This is a genomic window from Pseudomonas sp. M5, from assembly GCF_016907075.1.
GTDB lineage: Bacteria > Pseudomonadota > Gammaproteobacteria > Pseudomonadales > Pseudomonadaceae > Aquipseudomonas > Aquipseudomonas putida_E.
The window spans coordinates 206,881-231,454 of the sequence record NZ_JAFBBH010000001.1 but is presented as its reverse complement, the minus strand read 5'-3'; the positions used below and the strand labels follow the sequence as shown (position 1 = coordinate 231,454).

Below are 24,574 nucleotides of genomic sequence, written 5' to 3'. Positions count from 1 at the left end.
CGGCCAGACCGCTTCGCTAATCCGCCAGGCTGCCTTTGAAACCGGAGCGTTTCTCTATGTCCGCATCTCACGAGGTATCCCCCGCCACTCTGCGCCGGGTCATCGCCGCCTCGGCCATCGGCAACTTCGTCGAATGGTTCGACTTTGCCGTCTACGGCTTTCTCGCAACGATCATCGCCAGCCAGTTCTTCGCCAGCGGCGATGCCAGCGTGGCCTTGCTGAAGACCTTTGCCGTTTTCGCCGTGGCCTTCGCCTTGCGGCCACTGGGCGGGATCGTGTTCGGGGCGCTGGGTGACCGGCTGGGACGCAAACGCATCCTGTCACTGACCATCCTGCTGATGGCCGGCTCCACCACACTGATCGGCCTGCTGCCGACCTACGCCAGCATCGGCCTTGCCGCCCCCGCGCTACTGACCCTTGCGCGCTGCCTGCAGGGGTTCTCCGCAGGCGGTGAGTATGCAGGTGCCTGTGCGTACCTGATGGAGCACGCACCGCAAAACAAGCGGGCCTTCTATGGCAGCTTCGTGCCCGTGTCGACCTTCTCTGCCTTCGCCTGTGCGGCGGTGATCGCCTACGGCCTTGAGGCAAGCCTGTCGGCCGAAGCGATGGCGGCCTGGGGCTGGCGCATACCGTTCCTGGTGGCGGCGCCGCTGGGCCTGGTGGGCCTTTACCTGCGCTGGCGCATGGAGGAAACCCCGGCATTTCGCGAGGCCATCGCTCAAGGCAAGACCCATGAGCATTCGCCGCTCAAGGACACGTTGCGTAACCACGGCCGGGCCATCCGCAATCTGGGTGCCTTCATCTCGCTTACAGCGTTGTCGTTCTACATGTTCACTACCTACTTCGCCACCTACCTGCAAATGGTCGGCAACCTGACACGCGCCCAGTCGCTGTTGGTGACAACGGTAGCGCTGGTGTTCGCCGCCATCGGTTGTCCGCTGGCCGGCGCGTTCTCGGACCGGGTCGGGCGGCGCAAGACCATTGGTTTCACCTGCCTGTGGGTAATGGTCTGTGTATTCCCGGCTTATTGGCTGGCAAGTTCCGGGTCGGTGACGGCTGCGCTGGTGGGGGTCATCCTGTTGGCGGTAGGCGCACTTTGCAGTGGTGTGGTGACCGCCGCGTTGCTCTCGGAGAGTTTCCCGACCCGTACGCGCTACACCGCATCGGCGATTACCTACAACGTGGCCTATACGCTGTTTGGCGGCACCGCACCGCTGGTGGCGACCTGGCTGATCGGACAGACCGGCAGCAGCCTGGCGCCAGCGTTCTACCTGGTGGTCATCGCGCTGGTGGCGCTGGTGGGTGGGCTGGCGCTGCCAGAAACCTCGCGAATATCGTTGCATGAAGAAACAGCCGGGGATGAAGTGGGTCGCGCGGCCGCCAGCACCGTTTGAGAGTGGGGCTGCATTGCAGCCCTTTCGCAACAAAAGGCGCTTCAAAGGGCATACCCGCGTTGAGAACGCGATACTCCGGGTCCGATAATCGCCCACTTTCCACGATGCGACACCTAACCCAATTGACGAAACTAACCAGGTGGTACAAACATACGGGCATTCAACAACAACAAAGTGATGCCCGCCATGAAGCCCCTTATCCTCGTGCTCAACGGCCCCAACTTGAACATGCTGGGTACCCGCGAGCCTGCGCAGTACGGCCGTGAAACCCTTGCTGACCTGGCTCAGAGCTGCGCAGACACCGCGCAGGCCCACGGCCTGGATATCGAATTCCGCCAGACCAACCACGAAGGCGACCTGATCGACTGGATCCACGCTGCCCGTGGTCGCTGCGCCGGTATCGTGATCAACCCCGGTGCCTGGACCCACACCTCGGTGGCCATCCGCGACGCGCTGGTCGCCAGCGAGGTGCCAGTGATCGAAGTGCACCTCTCCAACGTGCACAAGCGCGAGCCGTTCCGCCACCTGTCGTTCGTCTCGTCGATCGCGGTGGGTGTGATCTGCGGCCTGGGCAGCCACGGCTACCGCATGGCTCTGGCGCACTTCGCCGAAATGCTCCAGGAGCAGGCAGCATGACTCAGCCGGCCATCCTTGCCGGCCTGATCGGCCGTGGTATTCAACTGTCGCGCACCCCTGCCCTGCATGAACATGAAGGCGATGCGCAGGACTTGCGCTACCTCTACCGCCTGATAGACGCCGACCAGTTGCAACTGGAAGACAGCGCCTTGGCGCAATTGCTCGAAGCGGCCCAGCACACAGGCTTCACCGGGCTCAATATCACCTACCCGTTCAAGCAGGCGATCCTGCCGCTGCTCGACGAGCTGTCCGATGAGGCCAGGGGTATCGGTGCGGTCAACACCGTGGTCCTCAAGGACGGCAAGCGTGTAGGCCATAACACCGACTGCCTGGGCTTCGCCGAGGGCTTGCGCCGCGGCCTGCCCGACGTCGCGCGCCGGCAGGTGGTGCAGATGGGTGCCGGCGGTGCTGGCTCGGCAGTGGCCCATGCATTACTGGGCGAAGGGGTCGAGCGGCTGGTGCTGTTCGAAGTCGATGCAGCGCGTGCCCAGGCGCTGGTCGACAACCTCAACGGCCATTTCGGCGCAGGCAGAGCCATTGTGGGCACGGACCTCGCGGCTGAGATTGCCGAAGCGGACGGGCTGGTCAACACCACGCCGGTCGGCATGGCCAAACTGCCGGGCACACCGCTGCCGGTCGAGCTGCTGCATGCCCGGCTGTGGGTGGCGGAGATCATCTATTTCCCGCTGGAAACCGAGCTGCTGCGCGCCGCACGGGCACTGGGCTGCCGGACCCTGGATGGCAGCAACATGGCTGTGTTCCAGGCGGTGAAAGCGTTCGAACTGTTCAGTGGCCGCCAGGCCAATGCCGAGCGCATGCAGGCACATTTCGCCAGCTTCGGTTGAGCCCGTGCCGTTCCTTTCGCGGGTTTACTCGCGAAAGGAACGGTAAACACCTCAGCCTTTTTCATCCAGCAACGCCTTTATCACCTTCTCCTGCCCGTCGTAGTCACCTTCACCAAAGTGCACATGCCGCACTTGGCCCTGGCGATCGACAAAGTAATGCGCAGGCCAGAACTGATTACCCCAGGCATTCCACACCCGATAATCGTTGTCCGCCGCCACCGGGTAAGCGATCCCCAGGCTGGCCACCTTGCGTTTCAACTGGCTGACATCATGCTCGTAGTCGTACTCCGGCGTGTGCACGCCCACCACCACCAGCCCCTGATCGGCGTACCGCCGGGCCCAGTCGTTGACGTGCGGCAGGCTGCGCTGGCAGTTGATGCAGTCCCACGTCCAGAAGTCCACCAGCACTACCTTGCCCTTTAGCCCCTTGGTATCCAGCGCTGGCGAGTTGATCCACTCACTGGCCCCGGACAGCGATGGCATCGCGCCGTAACTGTCGCGGGCTGCCAGGTGGCCGGCAAGGCCCAGGCCCAAGAGCGCCAAGGCGACGCCGCCCACTTTCAACAACGAGCGGCGCTCAGTTGTCATGGCAACCGCTCGTGGCATAGGTGCGGTACTGCACACTCTGGCGCTGGCCTTGGGAGTTGATGTAATCCATACGGGTGTTGACCAGGCCACAGGCATCGCTTTGATCATCCTTCACCGACAGCACTTTCTGTATATCCAGCCGGTCGCCGTAGCGGTATTGCATGACGCTGGCATCCTCCATCGGCTGCGTGGATGCCTGGGCAGCCAGGGTGCCGAGGCTGAGCAAGGCGAACAGGCTGGCGCTGGCGAGGGTTTTCATGTTCATGGCATCTCTCCTGTGGATCTTCTGAGGGTGGGGAGTTGTGTTCCCCGGTGAGAGCCATTTCACGCTCGCCAGGTATCGGGCATGTGTCGCCTGACCCTGCGCCCTGCCTCCTGCTGTATCTGATGCGCCACCAGATACACTGCAATACAAACCTCTGCAGGCAAGCTCATACCTGCTCGGTACACTGCGCCCATTCCCCTTGCACAGGACCCCACCGATGGAACATGTCGATCACATCCTGATCGTCGACGACGACCGCGAAATCCGCGAACTGGTCGGCAATTACCTGAAGAAGAACGGCCTGCGCACCAGCATCGTCGCCGACGGCCGGCAGATGCGCGCCTTCCTCGAAGCCAACAGCGTCGACCTGATCGTCCTCGACATCATGATGCCGGGCGATGACGGCCTGCTGCTGTGCCGCGAACTGCGCGCCGGCAAGCACCGCAATACGCCTGTGCTGATGCTGACCGCGCGCAACGACGAGACCGACCGCATCATCGGCCTGGAGATGGGCGCCGATGACTACCTGACCAAGCCATTCTCAGCCCGTGAACTGCTGGCTCGCATCAATGCCGTGCTGCGCCGCACACGCATGCTGCCGCCCAACCTGACCATCAGCGAAAGCGGCCGCCTGATCCGTTTCGGCCAGTGGCGTCTGGATACCACCGCGCGCCACCTGCTCGACAGCGAAGGCACGCTGGTGGCCCTTAGTGGCGCCGAATACCGCCTGTTGCGCGTGTTCCTCGACCACCCACAACGGGTGCTCAGCCGCGAACAGTTGCTCAACCTGACCCAGGGCCGCGAGGCCGATATCTTCGATCGTTCCATTGACCTGCTGGTCAGCCGCCTGCGCCAGCGCTTGGGCGACGACGCGCGCGAGCCCAGCTGCATCAAGACGGTGCGCAGCGAAGGTTATGTGTTCTCGCTGCCAGTGCAACTGCTCGAGTCGCCATCATGAAGTGGCCGCGCACCCTCGCCTCGCGCCTGGCACTGATCTTCATCACCGGGCTGGTGCTGGCCTACGGGCTGTCGTTCAGCCTGCAGGCCTATGAGCGCTATATCAGCAGCCGCTCGATGATGCTCAGCAATCTGGAACAGGACGTCGCCACTTCGGTGGCCATCCTCGACCGCCTGCCCGCCGCTGAACGCCCGGCCTGGCTGCCCCGCCTGGAGCGGCGCACCTACCGCTATCGGCTTGACGCTGGCGTAACGGGTGCGGCGATGCCCAGCGACGACCCGCCCATGGCCGCCGACTCGATCGTCAAGGCCATCGGTAGCCAGTATCGCCTGACCTTCCAGGAGATACCTGGCCCGAACGCACACTTCCAGGCCCACCTACGTCTGGCCGACGGCGCACCGCTGACCATCGATGTCACCCCGGCCCCCGTGCCGATCGCCACTTGGCTGCCGCTGGTGCTGCTCATTCAGCTTGCCGTGCTGCTGTTCTGTACCTGGCTGGCCGTGCGCCTGGCCATCGGCCCGCTGACACGCCTGGTCAAGGCGCTTGACGACCTAGACCCAGAAAAGCCCGGCATGTTGCTGGACGAAAGCGGCCCGCGCGAAGTGAAATTCGCCGCTGTCGCCTTCAATGCCTTGCAGGCGCGCATAGCTGCCTACCTCAAGGAGCGCATGCAGTTGCTGGCAGCGATTTCCCATGACCTGCAAACCCCGATCACGCGTATGAAACTCCGGGTCGAGGTAATGGACGAGGGAGTCGAGAAGGACAAGTTGTGGCATGACCTGGATGCCATGGAGCACTTGGTCCGCGAAGGCGTAGCCTATGCCCGCAGCATGGATATCAACACCGAGCCGCCCTGCCGCATCAACCTCGACGCGTTCCTCGACAGCGTGGTGTTCGATTACCAGGACAGCGGCGCGCAGGTCGAGCGCCACGGCAGTACCGGCAGTTTGCTGGAAACGCGCCCGCATGCGCTGCGCAGGGTGTTGGTCAACCTGCTGGACAATGCCCTGAAGTTCGCCGGCAAGGCGCAACTGGAGGTCAGCCGTGAGCAGGGACGTATCGTGATCCGCGTGCTGGACGAAGGCCCTGGCATCCCCCAGCAAGAGCTCGGCGAAGTGCTCAAACCCTTCTATCGGGTGGAAAGCTCGCGCAACCGCAGTACCGGGGGCACCGGCCTGGGCCTGGCAATCGCCCACCAACTGATGCAGGCCATGGGCGGGCAATTGGTCCTCAGCAATCGCCAGGGCGGAGGCCTGTGCGCACAAATCGAGCTGAAGTGAAACGCTGCCGTCCTTGACGCGGTGCTGCGCGCCGCGCCTGCACGGGTGAAATTGGCCTACACCACCTGTCACTACATTCCGATACACAATACAGCCTGCGCCGACACACTGCAGATACGCCGTACCGCCACACTCCCGGTCACACTTTGACACACCGGGAGCCTCTTCGATGAGAGCCATCGCCCTTCCCTCCGGCTGGAAGCTGTTCACCGTCCTGGCCGGCCTTACTCTGCTCATGACCGCCGTGGTCCTGGCCAGCCACCCGCTCGGTTCCGATGGCCTGCGCAGCGCTATCCGCGCTACCGCACGCAGTTCCTTCGCCCTGTTCCTGATGACGTTCCTGGCCTCGACGCTGGTGGCCTTGCTGCCCGGCCCAAGCAGCCGTCGCGTTTTGCGCGAGCGGCGCTTCCTGGGGCTGGCTTTTGCCTTTTCGCACACCGTGCACGGCCTGCTGATCTACCGCTACGCCCAGCATTTTCCCGAGTTGTTCTGGGCCGGCCGCACCGCTACCTCCAGCCTGCCAGGCAGCATCGGCTACCTGTTCCTGCTGTTGCTGGCCCTTACCTCCTTCAAGCCGAGCATGCGCCTGCTCGGCGGCCGTGCCTGGAAAGCCTTGCACAGCACCGGCATGTGGGTGTTAGCCGGCGTGTTCTGCCTGTCGTTCTACAAACGCATTCCCATGGGTGGCTGGTATCCGCTGGCCTTTGCCCTGATGTTCACCGCCATCGCCCTCAAGCTCACCGCCAAGCTGGCGCTGTACAAGCGCCGTAACGCCACGGCCCTTTCCTGAAGAAGAGAACAGACCATGACCACGCTGACTCGCACCCTGCCCCCCCTCGACAGTCTTGCAGATTGGGGCGCTGATTTGCCATTGCGGATGTTTCTGGCCTGGGAGTTCTTCGAATCCGGCCTGGAGAAATTCAACGGCAGCAACTGGTTCGGCGATATACAGGGGAGCTTCCCACTGCCCTTCAGCCTGCTGCCAGCGGAGTTGAACTGGCAACTGTCGATGTGGGCTGAACTGGTCCTGCCGCTGCTACTGCTACTGGGCCTTGGCACACGGCTGGCGGCGGCGGGGCTGGCGGTGGTAACCGTCGTAGCGATCGCAGCGGTGCACTGGCCTGCGCACTGGTCGGACCTGGCAGAATTGGCGAAGGGTTACGCCATCACCGATCTAGGGTTCGGCAACTACAAGCTGCCCCTGATCTACCTGGTTGCACTGCTGCCATTGCTGCTCAAAGGTGCCGGGAAGCTAAGCATTGATCACTGGATCAAACGGCACATCACGGTCCAGGCCCGAACAGCATGAAATGCAAAGGGCCCGGAGCGTACAGCCCACGAGCCCTTTGCTGTCCTACCAGGGGTGATACGCGTAGCTGACGTCAGTCTTCCAGTGGCTTGGGCGGCGCTGCCGGCTTGGCCGGTTTGGCGGGCTTGCTGTCCTTGGCCTTGGGCTCTGCTGCCGCAGCGACAGGCTCCGGTGCAGTCACGGCCTTTTCGCTGGCCGGCAGCTCATCGACGGCTTTGATGATGGCCTGCGGGTCGATCTTTTCACCTGTTTCGTCATCCTTGAGCATGTGCCGCTCACCGTCTTTACCCACCAGGATGACCTTGGTGCCCTTGCTGGCGCCGAGCTTGAGCTCACGTATCAGCGCCATGGTGGTCTGCTGCTCGAGGTTCTTGTCCTCCCGCTTGCCCATCATGTTGGCGACGCTGTAGATCACCAGGCCACGCTCCTTGAACGCAGCCTGGGTGGCAGGGTCTTTCAAGGCATCGTTCAACCCCCGCAAGGTCGGGTCGGCGGAACTGGGGGCAATGATCACCAATGGTCGTGCCTTGCCCAGTTCCTTGGCCAGCGGAGCGTCGCTGTCGGCGGCGAACAGAGGGCCAGTGACGGCGAGCAGGGTGGCGAGGGTCAGTGACCGGACGAGCATACGCATCTCCTTATTGTCTCGATAAAACAGTGACTACAGATCACGGAGAAAAATCCGACCCGGAGCCTAAACCACTTCGAACATCAGAGGGCCAGGGAAAAGTAACTGGCAGTTTCCAATGGTGACCGATACCAGGATGGCAGCCTTTTCGGAAACGGCCGATACCCAAACTCAGCATAGCCCAAAGCCACTAACGGCAACCTGCGCTCCCTCCCGCTCGCCTGAAGGGGCGCTTGAGCCGGCACTCAGAACAGCAACAGCTGACGGTCGGTCAACGCCGCAAAGTCATCACCGACAAAGGGCAGGATGGCATCGGCCACAGGCTGTAACTGGCGGCTGAGGTAGTGGTCGTAGTCGATCGGCGACTGCAGGTTTTCCATGGGTTCAGGGCCGGCTGTGGTGATCACGTAACTGATCCAGCCGCCATTCTGATATTGCCGGGCACGCCCCAGGCGGCTGTTGTACTCATCGGCCAGGCGTGCTGCGCGTACATGTGGCGGGACATTGCGCAGGTAGTCGGCCAACGGGCGGCGCAGGCGTTTGCGGTAGATCAGCAGCTCATCCAGCTCACCGGCCAGGGTCTGTTGGACGAACCCGCGTACATAGTCACGGTACGGCTCGCCCCGGAAGATTCGCCCATATAACGCCTGCTGGAACTGCCTGGCCAAGGGCGACCAATCCGTGCGCACCGACTCCAGGCCTTTGTACACCATGTCCTCGCCGCCGTCGGCGCGCTGAACCAGGCCGGCGTACCGCTTCTTGCTGCCCTCGTCGGCGCCGCGGATGGTCGGCATCAGAAACCGCCGATAATGGGTCTCGAACTGCAACTCCAGCGCGCTTTCCAGGCCCAAGGTTTCACGCAGGTGCTGCTGCCACCACAGGTTGACCTCGGCCACCAGCGCGCGGCCGGTGCGCGCCGCCGCCTCTTCACCCTGTGCACCCTTGAGCCAGACGAAGGTGGAATCGGTGTCGCCGTAGATAACGTCGTAACCTCGTGCCTCGATCAGCGCGCGGGTCTGGCGCATGATCTGGTGCCCGCGCATCGTGATCGAAGACGCCAGGCGTGGGTCGAAGAAGCGGCAACCGCTTGAGCCGAGCACCCCGTAAAACGCATTCATGATGATCTTGAGTGCCTGCGATAGCGGCGCGTTGCCTTCACGCTTGGCCTCCTCCCTGCCCTGCCAGACCCGTTCGACGATCGCGGGCAGGCAATGCCGGCTGCGCGAGAAACGCCCGCCGCGAAAGCCTTCGACGGAGTGCGTCTCATCCGGCTGGCGCAGGCCTTCGACCAGGCCTACCGGGTCGATCAGGAAAGTACGGATGATCGAGGGGTACAGGCTTTTGTAGTCGAGCACCAGCACCGAGTCATAGAGCCCCGGGCGCGAGTCCATGACAAAACCACCCGGGCTGGCTTCATCCGGGCGACTGCCCAGATTGGGCGCGACGAAGCCCAGCCGATGCATCTGCGGGATATACAGGTGACAGAACGCTGCCACCGAGCCACCGCTGCGGTCTACCGCCAGCCCGGTCACCGATGAGCGCTCCAGCAGAAACTCCAGCAGCCGGGTATGCGCAAAAATACGCGTCACCAGCTCGCAGTCCTTGAGGTTGTAACGCGCCAACGACGGCTTGTCCTCGGCGAACATGCGGTTGATCTCGTCCATGCGCTGGTAAGGCGTGTCGATCGCCTTGCCTTCCCCCAGCAATGCCTGAGCGACGTTTTCCAGGCTGAACGAAGGGAAGCTCCAAGTGGCCGAGCGCAGCGCTTCGATGCCGTCGATCAACAAGCGGCCGGGCGCATCGGCGAACACATGGCTACGGTTGGCGTGGGCGCGCACAGTCATGGGCGCACCGTTACGCCCCAGGTTCAACGGCACCTGAAGCAGCTTGGCGTGCTCATGCAACAGGCGCAGGTCAAATTGCACCAGGTTCCAGCCGATGATCGCATCCGGATCATGCCTGGCCATCCACTGGTTCAGGCAGTCGAGCAGTGCCGCCCGGTCGTTGCAGTAGTGCAGGTCGAAATCCACGGCGTCGGGCTGGCCATTGGCGGGCCCTAGCATGAACACCTGCCGCTGGCCGCAGCCTTCCAGCGCAATGCTGTACAACTCGCCGCGCTCGCTGGTCTCGATGTCCAGCGATACCAGGCGCAGCGGCGGGCGGTAGTGCGCCAAGGGTTTGAGCTGAGCCTCGCAGATGACACCCTGGGCATCAGGCTGGCCGGTAAACTGCACGGCGGCGGTGATGAAGCGCTCCATCAGGTAGCGTTCGGGGGGGCGGATATCAGCTTCGAACACCTCGACGCCGGCACCGCGCAAGCGCTGTTCCAGTTGCATGAGTTGCCGGTGCTGACGGCAATACACGCCCAGCACCGGACGATGTTGGAAATCCTGCAGGCGCAGGGGCCTGATTTCGACACCGGCCTCGCCCGCCAGCAACAGCCGCGCATGCTCGACCTGCGCCTGCAGGATGAACGCCACCGACTCCTGCGGGGCCAGGCGCAACAGCCGCGGCCCCTGGTCGGTGGCCAGCCAGAACTCCACGCAGGTGCCTTGGGGCGTGTCATGCCAATGCCGGGTCAGGACAAAGCCCTGCTGCAACTCCACTGCGTTGTCCTCGGTGCGACGGATAGGTCGGATGCGACGATTCTACCCTTGCGCGGGGGGCCTGTGCGGGCAATCAGCCATACAGGTAGTTGATGTCCTTGTAGGCCAATGGCGGCACCTGCCCCAGCAGAAAATCGCGCAGCTTGTGCATCTGCCGCGCCTTGGGGCTGGACTTGAGCCAGGTCATGTAATACCCGTCTCCGGTCGCCACTGCATGCTTGAACGGGGTGACCAGGCGCCCTGCGGTCAGGTCGGCACTGGCCAGCACCAGGTCGACCACGGAAATCCCCAAGCCCTGCTGGGCCGCAGAAATGCCCTGGTCGAGGGTGTCGAACACCTGGCCCTGATCGATGCTGATGTCCAGGGCATCCATGCGCGCCAGCCAACGCCGCCAGTCGCGCCGATCCGACGAAGGATGCAGCAGTTCACACTGGCGCAGGTCACCCAGTGCCGGCTGCTCATGCGCCATGTAGTCCGGGTGGCACACCGGAATCAGCCATTCGTCGAACAGCTTGAAACTCTCGATGTCGGCGGCAAACCGGCCGTTGGACAAGAGGAAGGCGCAATCGTAGGGCTCGGAGTAAAAGTCCACCGTGTCGATGTCCATCCAGACGCTCGACAATTGCACGCTGCAGCTGTCATCGACTTTCTTGAAGGCATCCAGCGCCCGCAACAACCAGCGAACTGTCAGCGTCGAGGGCGCCTTCAAGCGCAGGCCGTAGCGGTCCTGGCGCAGCAGTGCACAGGCGTTTTCGATGATCTTGAAGCCGACCTTGAGCTCCTGGGCCAGCAGGCGCCCATGTTCGGTGAGGCTCAACTTGGGCCCACGTCGCTCGAACAGGTCGCAGCCGAACAGGCCCTCGAGGGTCTTGATGTGGTGGCTGACGGCGCCTTGGGTCAGTGCCAGCTCTTCGGCCGCACGGGTGAACGACCCGTAACGTGAGGCGACCTCGAAGGCACGCAGAGCGTGCAACGCCTGGATCCGTTCCGACATGATTCCCCCGAAGCATGAGTGAGACTAATAGTAGGTCATAGTACCACGCGTTTTACAACGTAAGGTACGCCTCAGAAAATGCAGGTAAACAACCAAGATAAGCCAATAACCTGCCTGCATGTGTCTTGAACTTTCTGCTAATTCACGCCTGGGGAAATCATGTTTACGGGTTATGGAAACTGCTATCGCCTGGATGCGCTAGAGCTGGCCGCTGAACATGTCCGGAACACGCATCACTGGACGCACAAAACCATACAGCATTTTCGCAACATCCTCGCAAACCCTGACTTTCCGTGCCTGTTCGGGCGCAAGGCGGTGGCCGGTGAATCCTGCCACATCCTTTTCGCCCGCGCCGAACAGCTCGCCGATGACATCGCACAAGGCTTGGCCGAATACGTGCGCACCATAGCAACGGTGCCGGTCAAGCAACGCATTGGCAGCCCACTGGTGGTGTTCCTCGAAACGGCCGCCGACAGCAGCCTGGCCGAACAGCAGGCGCTGGCCTGGAAGGTGCTGCGCGGCGTCCATGCCCGTGACCCGCACCCATGGCCGCAAGCGATCCCGGCCGACCCACACGACAGTGGCTGGTCGTTCTGCTACGCCGGCATGGCACTGTTCATCAACATGAACTTTCCCGGCCACCATCAAATGAAAAGTCGCAACCTGGGCAATCACATCACCTTCGTCATCAACCCGCGGGAAAACTTCGACGAAGTGGCCAATGCCGGCACCGAGAGCGGCAAGCGCATCCGTGCACGCATCCGCGAACGCGTGCAGCACTACAACGACGGCGTGATGCCCGACAGCCTGGGCTTCTTCGGCCAGGCCGACAACTTCGAATGGAAGCAATACCAACTGCAGGAAGCAGGCTCGCTCAACCCGTCGCGCTGCCCCTTTCATGCCCACGTCCACGCAACAACCGACACCCAGATCGAGAACTGACCGTGAATACCGCACTGACCGCTACCTACGCCCTGACCGTACTGCTGCTGATCGCCACACCAGGCCCGGTGGTGGCATTGATCGTCAACACCGCCGCAGCCTCTGGCTCGCGCAAGGCCATGTTCACCGCCGTGGGCACCAACTGGGCTTCCCTGGTACTGATCGGCGCCGCGGCCTGGGTCATCCTCACCAGTGCAGCCATCGACAAGGCCTGGCTCAGCGGCATGAGCCTGCTCGGCTGCCTGTTCATCGGCTACATCGCCGTAGGCACCTTGCGCGAATGCCTGCAAGCGCCTGCCTGCGAGACGCTGGCGCAAACGCCCAAAGCCGGGCGTGGCGGTTTGTGGCAAGGCTTCATGGTCGGTATTTCCAACCCCAAGGACATCATCTTCTTCATCGCCTTCTTCCCACAGTTCATCCAGATCACCGAATCGTTCGGCAAAAGCATGATGGTGCTGTCCCTGTTGTGGGTAGCCATCGACTTCGCCGTGCTCAGCCTTTACATCTTTGCCATCGGCAAGATCGCCTCGCAGCGTAGCAATCGGATGATTTCGCTGGCCTCGGGGGTTGCCCTGTTGCTGATCGCCGTCGGCGGCCTGGCCTACAACATCAAAGAGCTGGCGGGCTGACGGCTCGGTGCGAGACGCCACGCCGGACAACAAGGAGCGCCCATGAGCCCGTCCAATACCGCAACATTCGGCTCGGGCCTCCCTGCGCCACTGTCGCTCGACTACCAGCGCTTCCTGCAACTGGGCAGCCGCCGTGCCCCGCACACCCTGCACGTGCACGAAAGCGGCTACCGTTCCGGCACCATCAACACCGATGCGCTCGGTTTGCGCTACAGCCATTGCGCCGGCAAGCGATTCTCGGCCGCCGAGTATGGCGGCACCGGCCGTGTCAACTTGCTCGTCGGCGGTTCGACCGCATTGGGCATCGGTGCCAGTTCCGATGAGAATACGGTGGCGTCACACCTGTCGATGCTCACCGGGGAAGTGTGGTTGAGCCTGGCTGGCTGTGGGCTCAATGCCAGCCAGGAACTGCTGCTGTTTCTCACCCATCAGCACCGTTTTGGCGAAGTCGGCCACGTGGTGGTGCTCAGCGGGATCAATACCTTGGCCCACGAGGGCCTGGGTGAGGTGCTGGGCGGCCCACACGCTGCACTGCACGCCAAGGCCTATCAGCAATACCTCAACAGTTTCAACGAAGGCATGCTGCCTACCGGCCCGGCACGCCGGGACTCACTGTGGCAACGCCTCGGCCAGGCCTTGGCCCCGCGCCGGCCCACGCCGGTTCCCGCCTGGCCCTTGTCCGCCCCGCAGAAGCGCCTGGCGCATGCTGCCGACAGCATTGGCCGCACCTTGCGCCAGTGGGAACGCATGCTTGCCGACAGCCACGCCACCCTTACCTTCATTCTTCAACCGCTGCTGCCATGGTGCCGTGAAACGCTGCCTGCCGGAGAGCGAGCCATGCTGTCGGCATTGGAACAGCAACCGACCAACTTCGACCGACTGCTTGAAGGCGCCTTCGACAGTCAACTGCACATGGCCTTCTTCAGGCGCATCAAGAGCCAGGCAGATCCGGTGCCGTGTTACGACATGAACAGCATGCTGAGCAGCTCCCCTGTATTCGGGGCCGAGCTGTTCATTGATCGCTTGCACCTGAACGATTTGGGCAACAATGCGCTGGCCAAGGTGATCACCGCCAAACTGGGCCTGGCCCAGGAAAAACATGCTCAACGCAAGGTCACACCGATCAAGCTCGTCTGACAAATGTGCGTTGCCCTTTCGGTCGGGGCTTCCGGTTGGCTAGAATAGGCCGTCGTTCCGATACGCCAGAGGCGAACGTGTACTTGTCATGAACACCCGAGCCGTCTACCAGTACCTTTCCACTTATCCGGGCTGTGGTGCCAGTGAGGCCTGCCTGTGAGTGGTTTCGCCCGCGTGCCCGCACTACTCATCTCGCTGATGCCGCTTGCCGCACAAGCGCTCGACGTGCGTATCGACCCGCATGCCGACCTGCTTTATCGCCAAGCCCTGCCATTGCTGGAGCAGGCCGATAACCAGGACGATAACGCCAACACGCTGCGCACTGCCATTGGCGGCGATCCGGAACTCAAACGCCAGGGCCAGGCCATGGCCCGTACGCTTCCAACTGCGGTAGCCCTGCTTGAAAAGTCAGTGGAACTCGGCCATCCCGTGGCCCAATACCGCCTGGCGCTGTACTACACGACCTACCTGCCAGCGGCGCAAATCCCTGATGCTGCATGCCCCTTGCTCGAGGCCAGCCTACAACAGGGCTTTGCCCCACCCGCGACGGCGATCGCCACCTGGTGCCCACCGTATAACGCCAGCCCCCGTTACCGCCAAGCGCTCGAAGCGATCCCGGGCATGGCCACGCTGTATGCGCCCTACTACCCGCAACCGGCCACTCGGCTGGCTTGCAGCCGCAGCCAGCCACAAGGGCTGGAAATGCAGTGGGGGCGTCAACGCGACTATCAGGCCGAGGTGTATCGGTTGCTGGGCGACCTCGATCCGCAGCACCGCCGGGACTTGCTGCAAAAGGCGGTGGAAATCAATGGTTGCGCAGCAGCACAACGGCGGTTGACCAGCCAGCGTTGAACGTTGTTCTGGCAGTGGCAAACCAGCAAGATCGTTCAAGCCACCTGCCCCGCCCTCTGGCATGCTGCGCTGCCGAACAACAGTGTTGCAGCCATCATGCAAAGCAGTCCGCCTATTGCCCGCCAAGCTTTTCTGCACGGCGCCATCGCCATTGTTCCGTTATCGCTGGCCGTTGCCCCTTGGGGCCTGCTTGCAGGCTCGATGGCCATCGAGGCCAACCTCAGTGCCTGGGAGGGTCAGGGCTTGTCGGCGATCGTGTTCGCTGGCGCCGCGCAACTGGTAGCCATCGGCATGCTCAAGGGCGGCGCCAACCTGCTGTCGATTTTGCTGACCACACTGCTGCTCACCTCGCAGCATCTGCTTTACGGCTTGTCGATGCGCCCGGTGCTGTCGAACCAGCCGCTGCGCTGGCGCCTGGGCCTGGGTTTCCTGTTGACCGATGAGTTCTTCGCGTTGACCAGCCACTATGACCAACAGCAATTCAACCGCTGGTACGCGCTAGGTGTCGGCCTGACCTTCTACGTGGCCTGGAACCTGTTCACCCTGGCCGGGATCGTGCTGGGCCAGAACATCCCGCATCTGGACCAGCTGGGTCTGGATTTTTCCATTGTCGCCACCTTTGTCGCCCTGATCGCCCCACTGGTGCGCAACCTCGCCACGGTAGTGTGCGTGGCGGTGTCGCTGTTCTGTTCAGTGCTTTTCAGCTACTGGCACTGGGAAACCGCGTTGGTAGCCGCTGGCCTGCTGGGCATGGCTGCCGGATTTGTCTGCCAGAAATTTTCCGGAGGCCGCGCATGACCTGGCTACTGATCTTTGCCATGGGCGCCGTAGTGTTCCTCAATCGCTACGCTTTCCTGGAACCGCGCCTACCGCTGCGCCTGAGCTCCAATGCCCGGCAGTTTCTGGGTTTTGCCGTGCCGGGCATGCTCACCGCCATTTGCGGGCCTATCGTCTTCCTGCCCGGCCACCAGCTGGACCTGAGCCCGCTCAACCCCTACCTGCTGGGGGCTGTAGTGGCCATCGTTCTGGTGTTGTTGACCCGCAGTGTATTGCTGAGCATGCTGGTGAGCATGTTTATCTTCTTCCTGCTGCGCAGCTGGCTGACATGAGCACGCCCCTGCGCGAACAAACCCACCTTTGGCAGGCGCCCGCGCTGGGCGATGTCGAGATGCTGCATGCGCGCTACATTCAGCAACGCTTCGCCCCACATGTTCACGAGGGTTACGTGTTCACCGTGATCGAGTCGGGTGCCCAGCGCTTCTGGCACCGCGGCAGCGAGCACCTGGCGCCCGTGGGCAGCATGGTGCTGATCAACCCTGACGAACTGCATACCGGCGCCACAGCCCATGAGGCTGGCTGGCGCTACCGCGGGTTTTATCCGGAGCATGAACGGGTGACCGGCGTGCTCGACGAGCTGGAACTGGGCCGCCACGGCATGCCCTGCTTCAAGGACAGCGTGATCCAGGACCCGGCCCTGGCCATGGCCTTCAGTAAGCTGCATCAGCTGTCCGAAGCCAGCGCCAGTGCCCTGCAGCAACAGACCGCCTGGCGCCAGGCGGTTCTGGCCCTGGTACAACGACACGGGCAATGCGCTGAGCCCACTCCCCCTGGCCACGAACCACTGGCCGTAGCCCGCGCCCGCGAGCTGCTGGAGAGCCAACTGGCAGAACCGCCATCGCTCGAAGCACTGGCGGGCGCGGTTAATCTATCGCCGTTCCATTTCGCCCGGGTGTTCCGCCAGGCCACCGGCCTGCCGCCGCATGCCTGGCTGAAGCAACGGCGCCTGGCCCGTGCCCGAGAAATGCTCAAGAGCGGCGTGGCTGCGACCCACGTGGCTTTCAACCTGGGCTTCGCTGACCAGAGCCACCTCAGCCGGCAATTCAAACAGGCCTATGGCGTGACGCCAGGGGCCTATCGACAAGCATGCGTTCACGCGGTCGTGCCTTCCCACCGGCTCACAACGCCAGCTCCAGTTGCAAAGGATCCGAATCTTTTCGTCGAATCCTGACGGCAATACCGGCCACACGCACTGGCCGTCCTTGCCGCTGGCCTAACCGCCCTTCATCAGTTGTTCCTGCCGGGTGCCCCACAGGATCCAAGCGTTATGCGCCAACGCCCCACGCACACTGGCTTGCATTGCATCATCGATTGTCGCTGTCATGCGCACTTTCTTTCAGGTTCCAGCGTACTGGCGCGATACACAGCATGAGCGTCATCCATATGAAGGTCGCTGGCCCCGCAAGCACGAAGACCAGGCTGGCAATCAGCCCCGATACGGCATCACCAATGACGGCAGTGAAGTAATAGAGGGAAAAATTCCTGCCAACTTCATGCTCACTCGACAAGCACTGGATGTTGGTGACGATCGCGATATCGACAAATGCACCAATGAAACCGACCAGGAACAAAATCAGGAGGAACAGCCACTTGTTGAAGTGCAATGCCACTGCCGCAGCAAAAAACAGTGCCCCATACAGCGCCCAGTAACGCAGTACCAAGCGTGCAGTTGTCCATGGGTTGAAGCGTGTGTAGAGCACGCCACCCAATACGGTGCCTGCCGCAAGCAGTGAGAAAACATAGCCAACCGCTGCCTCTGAGGCAAAGTGCTCCAGCACCGAAGCCGGAAGGATGAAGCGAATCACCGACGTGGCAAACATCGCACAGAGGGTGGTACAGCCAATAACAGCAAACAAAGGCGCATTGCTGACCCTGAGCTGACTTACACTGCGCGCCGTATCCCGCACTATGGCGCGCCCATCGAATACCTGCCGGACGCCCTGCCTGGCAGGCCCAAGGGTAGCGATAGAAATGACCGACAACACCAGGCACGCCGCAAAGAACAAGAAGGTTGCTTCGCGAGACAGCAGTAACACACATGCCGAGAAAACCAGCGGCCCGATAATCGAGGCTGCATCCTCGATCACCTGAATACCGCTGTTCACCGAGGCGAGTTGGTCCTTTCCGACAAGGTCTGGAAAATACGCTCGAAACGTAGGTACATACAGACATTCGAATGCCGTCATGACCATCGCAAGGCCGACCAAGACGGGCAATACCGGTGTGAAAAAGCTGAATAAGGTAAAGAAGGCAAGTGCTAGGAGGCCTTTAGCCGCCTCGACAGCAAACAACGTTCGTTTCCTGTTGACATTGTCCGCCAGCCAGCCACCTAAAGGTGAAAACAGCATACTGGGCAAGTAGCGAAAGAAATAAGCGATGCCAATCAAAAGCAGATCCGCCTCGGTCATTGATACGATGGCCACGGCAAATGCAGCTTCGAAGGCAAATTCACCACACTTGGAAAAACAATAGCCGAACGCTAGAGAACGCGTCCCGCGATCAACACCCAGCGCCCGCATATTTCGTGATTCCCTCAGCCAGCAGCATAGGTCAATTCCTACTTGGTAATATTGCGCCTAGGCACTTCAGATTATTGAAATCACCCTGCGCAATTTGGGCAAAACCAATCTAAAACTCGTCCAGCATCACGCTCAACCCGAAAGTTGTAACAACACCCCTCCTCCGCGCACACACAACTCAGCACATAGGAACATTCCTACTAGTGGCCATTTTTAACTTCGGCATTCCCACAACTGGCAGACTCCCCCAGCAGAACGCTTCAGCAGATTAATTTCAGATGCCGCACCTTGAATCTTAGGCAGACAAAGGCATCGACTTTAAACATTCTGTTTATAAGTAACGAGTTGTTACTACGCCTTGAGAGCAGCGTCTGCTGCGCCTTGAAAAGTCAGTAAGTGCCTGGCCAGCCCTCTGCTACACTGACATGGCTGAATTGGAGGATCCTGCCATGTCCGAAAGAGAGCTCACCACCCTCATATCGTTGATGAACCAGCGCCAGGCCTGCCTGAGCAGTGCCTGCAAAGAGATCGCCGACTGGATCGACCGGCAGGGTGACGTGCCCGCCGCTGGCAAGATCCGCGCAAGCCTCAAGGCCCTGGAGGCCGACGAAGCCCAGGTCCGCAAGACCTTGACCTCGCTGACCCTGGAAAGGCCGCTGCCGCGTTTTCGCAGCTGAATGAAGTGGGGCCGCTTAGCGGCCCCGGGTCAATCAGTGCTTCATGTGCATGTGGTCGTGCCCACCGCCCATCTCGGCGTTGAGCGCCCGTACCTCTGCCTGCACTTCCAAGGTTTCCTTGCCACCCTTGGCATCTTCCACGGTCAGGGTCAGCGGGACTTTGTCACCCTCCTTCACCTGCTGCGTCAGGCCCATCAACATCACGTGATAGCCATTGGGGTCCAGGCTTACCGGCTTGCCGGCTGGCAGCTGCACGGCCTCGACCTGTTTCATGCCCATCACATCACCGTTCATGGTCATCTCATGCACTTGCACAGTCTTGGCCACAGGCGATGCCACCCCTATCAGCTTGCTGTCGCTGCTGGCAGTCAGGGTCATGAACGCACCGGTGGACTGCTGGTGCGGTACGCTGGCACGTACCCAGGCATCACTGACGGTGGTCTGGGCCAAAGCCGGCAGCGCCAGGCCCAGCAGGGCAATAGCGGCCAGGCCGCGCTTGAACGGGTGCAGTGAAACAGCCATTAGCAGATCTCCATCAGGGTGACCAGGTCCTCGGCGCATTCCTTGGCGTTCAGGGAATGGCCCAGGCTCAGGCGCAGGGTGCCACGCGTGTCGTAGACGTAGCTGGTGGACGAATGTGAGATGGTGTAGGTATCACCGGCCGGGACCTTCTCGTAGAACACCTTGAACTCCTTGGCCACCTCGGCGATTTCCTCCGGGGTGCCAGTCAGGGCCATGAACGAGGGGTCGAAGGCCTTGACGTAGGCGTCGAGCACTTCGGGGGTGTCGCGCTCAGGGTCCAGGGTGATGAACACCACCTGGAACAGATCGCGGTCGCGGCCCCGGAGCTGCTTGCGGATTTGCGCCGCTCGCGCCAGGGTGGTCGGGCAGACTGCCGGGCACTGGGTGAACCCGAAGAAGATCATCGGCATGCTGCCGTAGAAGCTCGACAGGGTGACGTCGTTGCCCTTGGTATCCTTGAGACGGAACTTGCGCCCCAGGATTTCGTTGCTCATGTTCTTGCCGTACTTGAACTCGAGCCCTCGGGCCGGGTTGCAGCCTGCCAGCAGGCCGAGCCCGAGAACGCCCATCCCGGCGACGACTGCGCGCCGGGTCAACAGATCATTCATGGAACCATCCTTTAAAGGGAAGGTGCCGACCCTCGGGACGGGCCGGCCGAAAAACCGGGGCATTCTGGCATGACGCCCCAAGCGCTTCTACCCGACCAAGGCGGTGATGGCTTGCAGCCCTTTAAACACGGGCTGCGGCCTGTTGTCGCAGGGGTTGAATCCGTAACAGTTTGTTGCTAGGAGCTTGTGGCCAGCCGGTCGCCGAACTACCGATCAGTAGTACGCGTTTTCTTTCTGGGTGTGGTCAGTCACATCCCGCACGCCCTTGAGCTCCGGAATGCGTTCGAGCAGGGTCCGCTCGATGCCGTCCTTCAGGGTTACGTCGGCCTGACCGCAGCCTTGGCAACCACCACCGAACTGCAACACGGCAATGCCGTCGTCGACCACATCCACCAGGCTGACCTGGCCACCGTGGCTGGCCAGACCTGGGTTGATCTCGGTCTGCAGGTAGTAGTTGATACGCTCGTTGATCGGGCTGTCTTCGTTGACCATCGGTACTTTGGCGTTCGGCGCCTTGATGGTCAGCTGGCCGCCCATGCGGTCGGTGGCGTAGTCGACCAGCGCGTCTTCCAGAAACGGCACGCTGACGGCATCCAGGTAGGCAGTGAAGCTCTTCAGACCCACGGCGGTGTCGTCAGGCTTTTCTTCGCCCGGCTTGCAGTAGGCAATGCAGGTTTCGGCGTACTGGGTGCCCGGCTGGGTGATGAAAACGCGGATGCCGATGCCAGGCGTGTTCTGCTTGGAAAGCAGATCGGCCAGGTAATCATGGGCGGCGTCGGTAATGGTTATAGCGCTCATGGAAGTTCCTCACAGACTTGCGGCCAAGTGTACGCCAAGCTGGCCTTCGAACAAAGTCCTAGCATTTGACTCGGGAAAGAGCAAACGCCGGCGTTTGCTCCCGCGGTGCCGCCAGCCACACCTGCATCCGCCGGTACAGGCCCCGCTCCAGCCACTGGTAGCTGAACCACGACATTAGTCCAATGGACGGCACGCACAGCGCAAAGACCAGGTAGGGGTTCAAGTGCAGGCGCTGGCTGGCGAACCAGCCCGCGTACAGCACCAGTACGTGGATCAGGTACACCGAGTACGAGCAGTCCCCCAATGCCTTGAGCAGCCGGTTGCCCTGGAAGTACGGCTCAAGCGCTACAAATGCCAGCACTATCAGTGCACCGGGAAGGCCCCAATGCAAGAGCCGTTGGGACGCGTCCAGGTGGTAGATCGCGTAGCCCGCCACGCCCAGCACCGCCAGCGGCAACCACAACCCCTCGCGCACCAGGCCGCGGCGATAAAGCACACCGATGCCGATACCGAGCAGAAACTCGTAGATGATGCCGTTGTTGTAGAAGCGGCTGAGCACGCCAAGGCGGCCCAGCACTTCGCTGACCAGCAGCAGTGCAGCGGTCACCAGCAGCAACTGGTGGCGCTGCCGGACAAGGAATGCCAGGCCAAACAAAAGGTAGAAGAACATCTCGAAGTTCAGCGTCCAGCCAACGTTCAAGGTCGGGTACAGGCCGTAGCCACCGGGGTTCTCTGCCGGAATGAACAGCATCGAGAGCAGCAGGTGATGCCAGGTGAATGCCTGGTGTGGCATCCATTGGCTGAAGGCCAGCAGCAGTAGCGCCATCAACAGGGTGTAGAACCAGTAGGCAGGGACGATGCGCAACGCGCGGTTGAGCAGGAACCGACGCGGCTCAACGGGCTTGTCTCGGGTCGAAAGGTAGATCACCAGCCCGCTGATGACGAAGAAGATGTCGACGCCCACGGCGCCGCGGTCAGTGAGCAGTTGGCCGATGGGGCCAGTGGCATGGAAGTCGAAAAAGATCTGCATGAAATGGTGGCAGACCACCACCCAGGCGGCGAACGCCCGCAGTGCCTGAAGCGAATACAGCATGGATCACCCTGCGATTGCCTTGGTGCATTGAGGCCACAGTGGGGCTGCCTGGCAGCCCCGGACCACCCAACCTTTCCGACCGCAGGTGTGCCGGAAAGGTCAGCGCAACCGATCAGAGGTTCTCGTAGCGGTTCATGTCCAGCACCCCGGACTCCAACGGCTGGGTTTCCTTGATATAGGTGCTCAGGTCGTGGAAGTAACGCCAGAACTGCGGGTGGCTGCGGCGCACGCCCCAGCGCATGACGATACGTTCAAACCTGGCGGCATCGTCGCGCGCGTATTCCATGTCTTCGACGAACTCCGGCACATCCGCCGCCGGGATGTTGAAGATGAAGTTCGGGTAACTGCTGAGCACCCCGGGGTACAAGGTCAGGGTATCGAGCCCCGGCTGGTAGCGCGCGGCCTCGCCCAGCAGGAACGCGACATTGCTGTGCGCACGGTTGCGCAGCAGGCTGTAGACCTGACGCTGGCCGCCTTGCCCTTCGATGCGCAGCAGGGTGGCTTCAGGCAACTGGTTGATCACCTTAAGGCCTGCGGCCGGGCGTGATACGAGACGGCTGAGCGACTGCTCGACGTTACGGAATTCTTCATTCATCTGCGGCCGCGAGCAGTAAGCACCCTGGCAGCGGTTGATCGGGTCGGGCGCAGCGTTCAGGCTGCCGGTGCGCTGCAGCAGCTTGAGGCCGAAGTCGCGCTTGGGGTCGCGTGGGTCGAGCCTGATGCCGCTCGGCGTGTCAGTGTCGATGTCTTCATAGTCGAGCCACATCTTCACTTTGCCGCTGTTCTGGTACCAGTCGCTGAGAATTGCACCACGCTGGTCCGCTGGCATCAGGCGCAGGAAGTTGACCTCGGCACCATTGCGGATCAGGTCGAAGTACAGCCGCGTCTGCAACTGGTGCGAGACATTGCCGAATACATCGAAGTTGACCGCCAGCTGGTAATAGGTGCGTTCGAATAGCGGGTAGTCGAACAGCCACACCGTCAGCGGCACATCGCCGACCAGGCCCTTGGTCACCGAAGCGCTGTCGAAGTGGCGGAAGATGCTGAGCAGCGCATTGTCGTTGCCGGCCCACAGGGTCGACCAGCCCGGCGCCGGCATTTCGGCGTAGGCGTCGCGACGCAGTTTTTCATACTCGTTGCGCTTGTCACGGTAGGCATGCCAGAGGTTGAGCACACTGCCCACGTCATCGATCTGGCCCGGCATGGCGAGCAACGGTGTAGCCTGGCCACGGTACGCAGCATCGGTGATGTAGCGGTCGTGCGCCGGTTCCTGGAACAGCGCCCAGAAGTTATCGCGGATCACATCGGTAGCGATCTGCCCACGGCACACCGGCCCGCGGATGAAGGTGCGGACGAAGTACTCGGCGTTATCCAGCATGAACTGGTAGCGCGCCACCGCCGGGATCGCCTCGAAGGTCTCGAACGGGTTGGCGCGGTGGCGCGGCCCATACCCCGGCAGCGCGCTGGCGTGCCAGTCACCGGCATAGAACAGCTGCTTCACGCGCTTGAGCTTTTGCGGCCCCATCGGGTAGGTGATGTGGGTTTTATGCACGATCACACCCTGCACCGGAATCAACCGGTAATAAAAGTCGGTACCCGGCGGGTCGTTGGGGCGGCGCGTGGCAATCAGGTCGACCGGCTGGCCGCTGGGCGTGCGCGAGCGCACCCATTGGAAGAAGTGGCCCTGCTCGCCGCCGACGAAATGGATGTGCGCCAGGAACAGATGCTCGTACAGCCAGCGCCCGACCAAGGCCTCGGTAGAGCCCGGTCGATTGAGCAGTTCTTCCCAGTCGGCGATCTGTTTCGCCTCGGCCGCGCTGGGTTGAATGGGCTCATACTCGACCGGCGCACCTGCAGCCAGCCAACCCTGCAGGGTCTGGTATTCCTTATCGGTCAGGCCAGTGACCGCCAGCGGCATACCCTCTTTGGGGTGGGCGCCGGCATAGGCATCGAACTCATGGGGCAACGGGCACATGTTGTTGCGCGCGAGCCCCAGGACGATATCGTCGGGCAGCTTGGCGTTGGGGGTAAGCGGCGCCTTGTGCCCCAGCTCCAGCATGCGTGCCATCAATGCGGCCTGGCTGCCCTGGCCGTCGAGCACGGAATAGAAGCCCTTCTTGCGCCACTGCTCTTCGCTGTGCGCATCGTAGAACAGCCGCGTGGTCGGGACTGCCTTGCTCCTTTCACCTTGGTACACCGGTACCTTGGTTGCACCACGCACTGCGCCTTCGGGGCTCTCCAGCTTCAGCTGGCAGGCGGCGTCGTTGCAGGCATGGCAGGCCACGCACTTCTCGGTGAAAATCGGTTGAATGTCCCGGGTGTAGGAAATTACCGCGCTCGATTGGGGGGCTTGTGCGAGCGCGACGCTGCTGAGCAGCAGCGCGAAAGCGCCGACAAGAAAACGATGCACCATGTGCCGAAAGTCCTGGGTTCTAGAAAAGCCATCACGTTTGCCTG

Annotated in this window: 26 protein-coding genes; 15 read left to right on the top strand and 11 right to left on the bottom strand. The window is 62.0% G+C overall.

The genetic code is table 11. The annotated features are described in order from the left end of the window. Positions 1 to 56 precede the first annotated feature (56 nt). The 3 genes from JOE27_RS01025 to JOE27_RS01015 all read left to right on the top strand — a co-directional run bounded on the left by JOE27_RS01025 (position 57) and on the right by JOE27_RS01015 (position 2,875). On the top strand, positions 57 to 1,394 hold the full coding sequence (locus tag JOE27_RS01025; RefSeq protein ID WP_115275278.1) for an MFS transporter: 1,338 nt from the start codon (positions 57 to 59) through the stop codon (positions 1,392 to 1,394). A gap of 186 nt (positions 1,395 to 1,580) precedes the next feature. Beyond that, entirely contained in the window at positions 1,581 to 2,030 is a 450-nt protein-coding gene (gene aroQ / locus JOE27_RS01020; protein ID WP_046787217.1) for a type II 3-dehydroquinate dehydratase, read from the top strand. Beyond that, positions 2,027 to 2,875 carry a shikimate dehydrogenase gene (locus tag JOE27_RS01015; protein ID WP_115275280.1) on the top strand — a complete coding sequence of 283 codons (849 nt, stop codon included), beginning with the start codon at positions 2,027 to 2,029 and terminating at the stop codon, positions 2,873 to 2,875. Before aroQ ends, JOE27_RS01015 begins: the two co-directional genes overlap by 4 nt. Positions 2,876 to 2,926: 51 nt before the next feature. Here JOE27_RS01015 and JOE27_RS01010 read toward each other — a convergent pair whose 3' ends face one another. Then, the gene (locus JOE27_RS01010) at positions 2,927 to 3,463 is read right to left on the bottom strand and encodes a thioredoxin family protein (protein ID WP_115275281.1); all 537 of its coding nucleotides are present in this window, start codon (positions 3,461 to 3,463) and stop codon (positions 2,927 to 2,929) included. Continuing rightward, on the bottom strand, positions 3,453 to 3,728 hold the full coding sequence (locus JOE27_RS01005; RefSeq protein WP_204917596.1) for a DUF2790 domain-containing protein: 276 nt from the start codon (positions 3,726 to 3,728) through the stop codon (positions 3,453 to 3,455). The genes JOE27_RS01010 and JOE27_RS01005 overlap by 11 nt, the downstream gene beginning before the upstream one ends. Before the next feature lie 217 nt (positions 3,729 to 3,945). Here JOE27_RS01005 and JOE27_RS01000 point away from each other — a divergent pair, with 217 nt between their 5' ends. The 4 genes from JOE27_RS01000 to JOE27_RS00985 all read left to right on the top strand — a co-directional run bounded on the left by JOE27_RS01000 (position 3,946) and on the right by JOE27_RS00985 (position 7,278). Beyond that, positions 3,946 to 4,686, top strand: a complete 741-nt coding sequence (locus JOE27_RS01000; protein ID WP_039603377.1) for a response regulator — start codon at positions 3,946 to 3,948, stop codon at positions 4,684 to 4,686. Next, on the top strand, positions 4,683 to 5,969 hold the full coding sequence (locus tag JOE27_RS00995; protein WP_204917594.1) for a HAMP domain-containing sensor histidine kinase: 1,287 nt from the start codon (positions 4,683 to 4,685) through the stop codon (positions 5,967 to 5,969). Before JOE27_RS01000 ends, JOE27_RS00995 begins: the two co-directional genes overlap by 4 nt. 169 nt (positions 5,970 to 6,138) lie before the next feature. After that, on the top strand, positions 6,139 to 6,759 hold the full coding sequence (locus tag JOE27_RS00990; RefSeq protein WP_204917592.1) for a ferric reductase-like transmembrane domain-containing protein: 621 nt from the start codon (positions 6,139 to 6,141) through the stop codon (positions 6,757 to 6,759). 15 nt (positions 6,760 to 6,774) lie between these two features. Further along, entirely contained in the window at positions 6,775 to 7,278 is a 504-nt protein-coding gene (locus JOE27_RS00985) for a DoxX family protein (RefSeq protein WP_204917590.1), read from the top strand. Between the two features lie 73 nt (positions 7,279 to 7,351). On the opposite strand, the gene JOE27_RS00980 is transcribed toward JOE27_RS00985, so the two are convergent. The 3 genes from JOE27_RS00980 to JOE27_RS00970 form a co-directional block, all read right to left on the bottom strand. Next, positions 7,352 to 7,903 carry a DUF4174 domain-containing protein gene (locus tag JOE27_RS00980; protein WP_115275285.1) on the bottom strand — a complete coding sequence of 184 codons (552 nt, stop codon included), beginning with the start codon at positions 7,901 to 7,903 and terminating at the stop codon, positions 7,352 to 7,354. A 245-nt stretch (positions 7,904 to 8,148) separates the two neighbouring features. Further along, positions 8,149 to 10,509, bottom strand: coding sequence for a DNA polymerase II (locus JOE27_RS00975; RefSeq protein WP_204917588.1), 2,361 nt, complete (start codon positions 10,507 to 10,509; stop codon positions 8,149 to 8,151). A gap of 73 nt (positions 10,510 to 10,582) precedes the next feature. Continuing rightward, entirely contained in the window at positions 10,583 to 11,503 is a 921-nt protein-coding gene (locus tag JOE27_RS00970) for a LysR substrate-binding domain-containing protein (RefSeq protein ID WP_046787225.1), read from the bottom strand. A 159-nt stretch (positions 11,504 to 11,662) separates the two neighbouring features. On the opposite strand from JOE27_RS00970, the gene JOE27_RS00965 reads away from it, so the two are divergent. The 7 genes from JOE27_RS00965 (at position 11,663) to JOE27_RS00935 (ending at position 17,071) form a co-directional block, all read left to right on the top strand. Continuing rightward, a complete protein-coding gene (locus JOE27_RS00965; protein ID WP_115275287.1) occupies positions 11,663 to 12,445 on the top strand; it encodes a YqcI/YcgG family protein in 783 nt (260 codons plus the stop codon). A 2-nt stretch (positions 12,446 to 12,447) separates the two neighbouring features. Then, on the top strand, positions 12,448 to 13,074 hold the full coding sequence (locus JOE27_RS00960) for a LysE family translocator (RefSeq protein ID WP_039604614.1): 627 nt from the start codon (positions 12,448 to 12,450) through the stop codon (positions 13,072 to 13,074). Between the two features lie 42 nt (positions 13,075 to 13,116). Then, entirely contained in the window at positions 13,117 to 14,211 is a 1,095-nt protein-coding gene (locus JOE27_RS00955) for a hypothetical protein (RefSeq protein ID WP_204917586.1), read from the top strand. Positions 14,212 to 14,367: 156 nt separating this feature from the next. Further along, entirely contained in the window at positions 14,368 to 15,063 is a 696-nt protein-coding gene (locus JOE27_RS00950; RefSeq protein WP_115275289.1) for a sel1 repeat family protein, read from the top strand. A gap of 96 nt (positions 15,064 to 15,159) precedes the next feature. Then, the gene (locus JOE27_RS00945) at positions 15,160 to 15,861 is read left to right on the top strand and encodes an AzlC family ABC transporter permease (protein WP_046787357.1); all 702 of its coding nucleotides are present in this window, start codon (positions 15,160 to 15,162) and stop codon (positions 15,859 to 15,861) included. Continuing rightward, entirely contained in the window at positions 15,858 to 16,172 is a 315-nt protein-coding gene (locus JOE27_RS00940; protein ID WP_012313792.1) for an AzlD domain-containing protein, read from the top strand. Before JOE27_RS00945 ends, JOE27_RS00940 begins: the two co-directional genes overlap by 4 nt. Next, positions 16,169 to 17,071: an AraC family transcriptional regulator gene (locus JOE27_RS00935; RefSeq protein WP_046787229.1), complete on the top strand. Its 903-nt coding sequence runs from the start codon at positions 16,169 to 16,171 to the stop codon at positions 17,069 to 17,071. Before JOE27_RS00940 ends, JOE27_RS00935 begins: the two co-directional genes overlap by 4 nt. Positions 17,072 to 17,204: 133 nt before the next feature. On the opposite strand, the gene JOE27_RS00930 is transcribed toward JOE27_RS00935, so the two are convergent. Beyond that, positions 17,205 to 18,419 carry an MFS transporter gene (locus JOE27_RS00930; RefSeq protein ID WP_204917584.1) on the bottom strand — a complete coding sequence of 405 codons (1,215 nt, stop codon included), beginning with the start codon at positions 18,417 to 18,419 and terminating at the stop codon, positions 17,205 to 17,207. Positions 18,420 to 18,868: 449 nt separating this feature from the next. On the opposite strand from JOE27_RS00930, the gene JOE27_RS00925 reads away from it, so the two are divergent. Then, positions 18,869 to 19,096: a hypothetical protein gene (locus JOE27_RS00925; RefSeq protein ID WP_012313790.1), complete on the top strand. Its 228-nt coding sequence runs from the start codon at positions 18,869 to 18,871 to the stop codon at positions 19,094 to 19,096. Between the two features lie 33 nt (positions 19,097 to 19,129). Here the strand turns inward: JOE27_RS00925 and JOE27_RS00920 are convergent, their stop codons facing one another. The 5 genes from JOE27_RS00920 to JOE27_RS00900 all read right to left on the bottom strand — a co-directional run bounded on the left by JOE27_RS00920 (position 19,130) and on the right by JOE27_RS00900 (position 24,530). Further along, the gene (locus JOE27_RS00920; RefSeq protein WP_046787231.1) at positions 19,130 to 19,618 is read right to left on the bottom strand and encodes a copper chaperone PCu(A)C; all 489 of its coding nucleotides are present in this window, start codon (positions 19,616 to 19,618) and stop codon (positions 19,130 to 19,132) included. Further along, positions 19,618 to 20,226: an SCO family protein gene (locus tag JOE27_RS00915; protein WP_012313788.1), complete on the bottom strand. Its 609-nt coding sequence runs from the start codon at positions 20,224 to 20,226 to the stop codon at positions 19,618 to 19,620. Before JOE27_RS00915 ends, JOE27_RS00920 begins: the two co-directional genes overlap by 1 nt. A 213-nt stretch (positions 20,227 to 20,439) precedes the next feature. Beyond that, positions 20,440 to 21,024, bottom strand: a complete 585-nt coding sequence (gene nfuA, locus JOE27_RS00910) for a Fe-S biogenesis protein NfuA (protein WP_012313787.1) — start codon at positions 21,022 to 21,024, stop codon at positions 20,440 to 20,442. A 58-nt stretch (positions 21,025 to 21,082) separates the two neighbouring features. After that, positions 21,083 to 22,117 (bottom strand): acyltransferase, encoded by a 1,035-nt coding sequence (locus JOE27_RS00905; protein ID WP_115275292.1) that lies wholly within the window; start codon positions 22,115 to 22,117, stop codon positions 21,083 to 21,085. 112 nt (positions 22,118 to 22,229) lie between these two features. Continuing rightward, positions 22,230 to 24,530 carry a fatty acid cis/trans isomerase gene (locus tag JOE27_RS00900; RefSeq protein ID WP_115275293.1) on the bottom strand — a complete coding sequence of 767 codons (2,301 nt, stop codon included), beginning with the start codon at positions 24,528 to 24,530 and terminating at the stop codon, positions 22,230 to 22,232. Positions 24,531 to 24,574 lie beyond the last annotated feature (44 nt).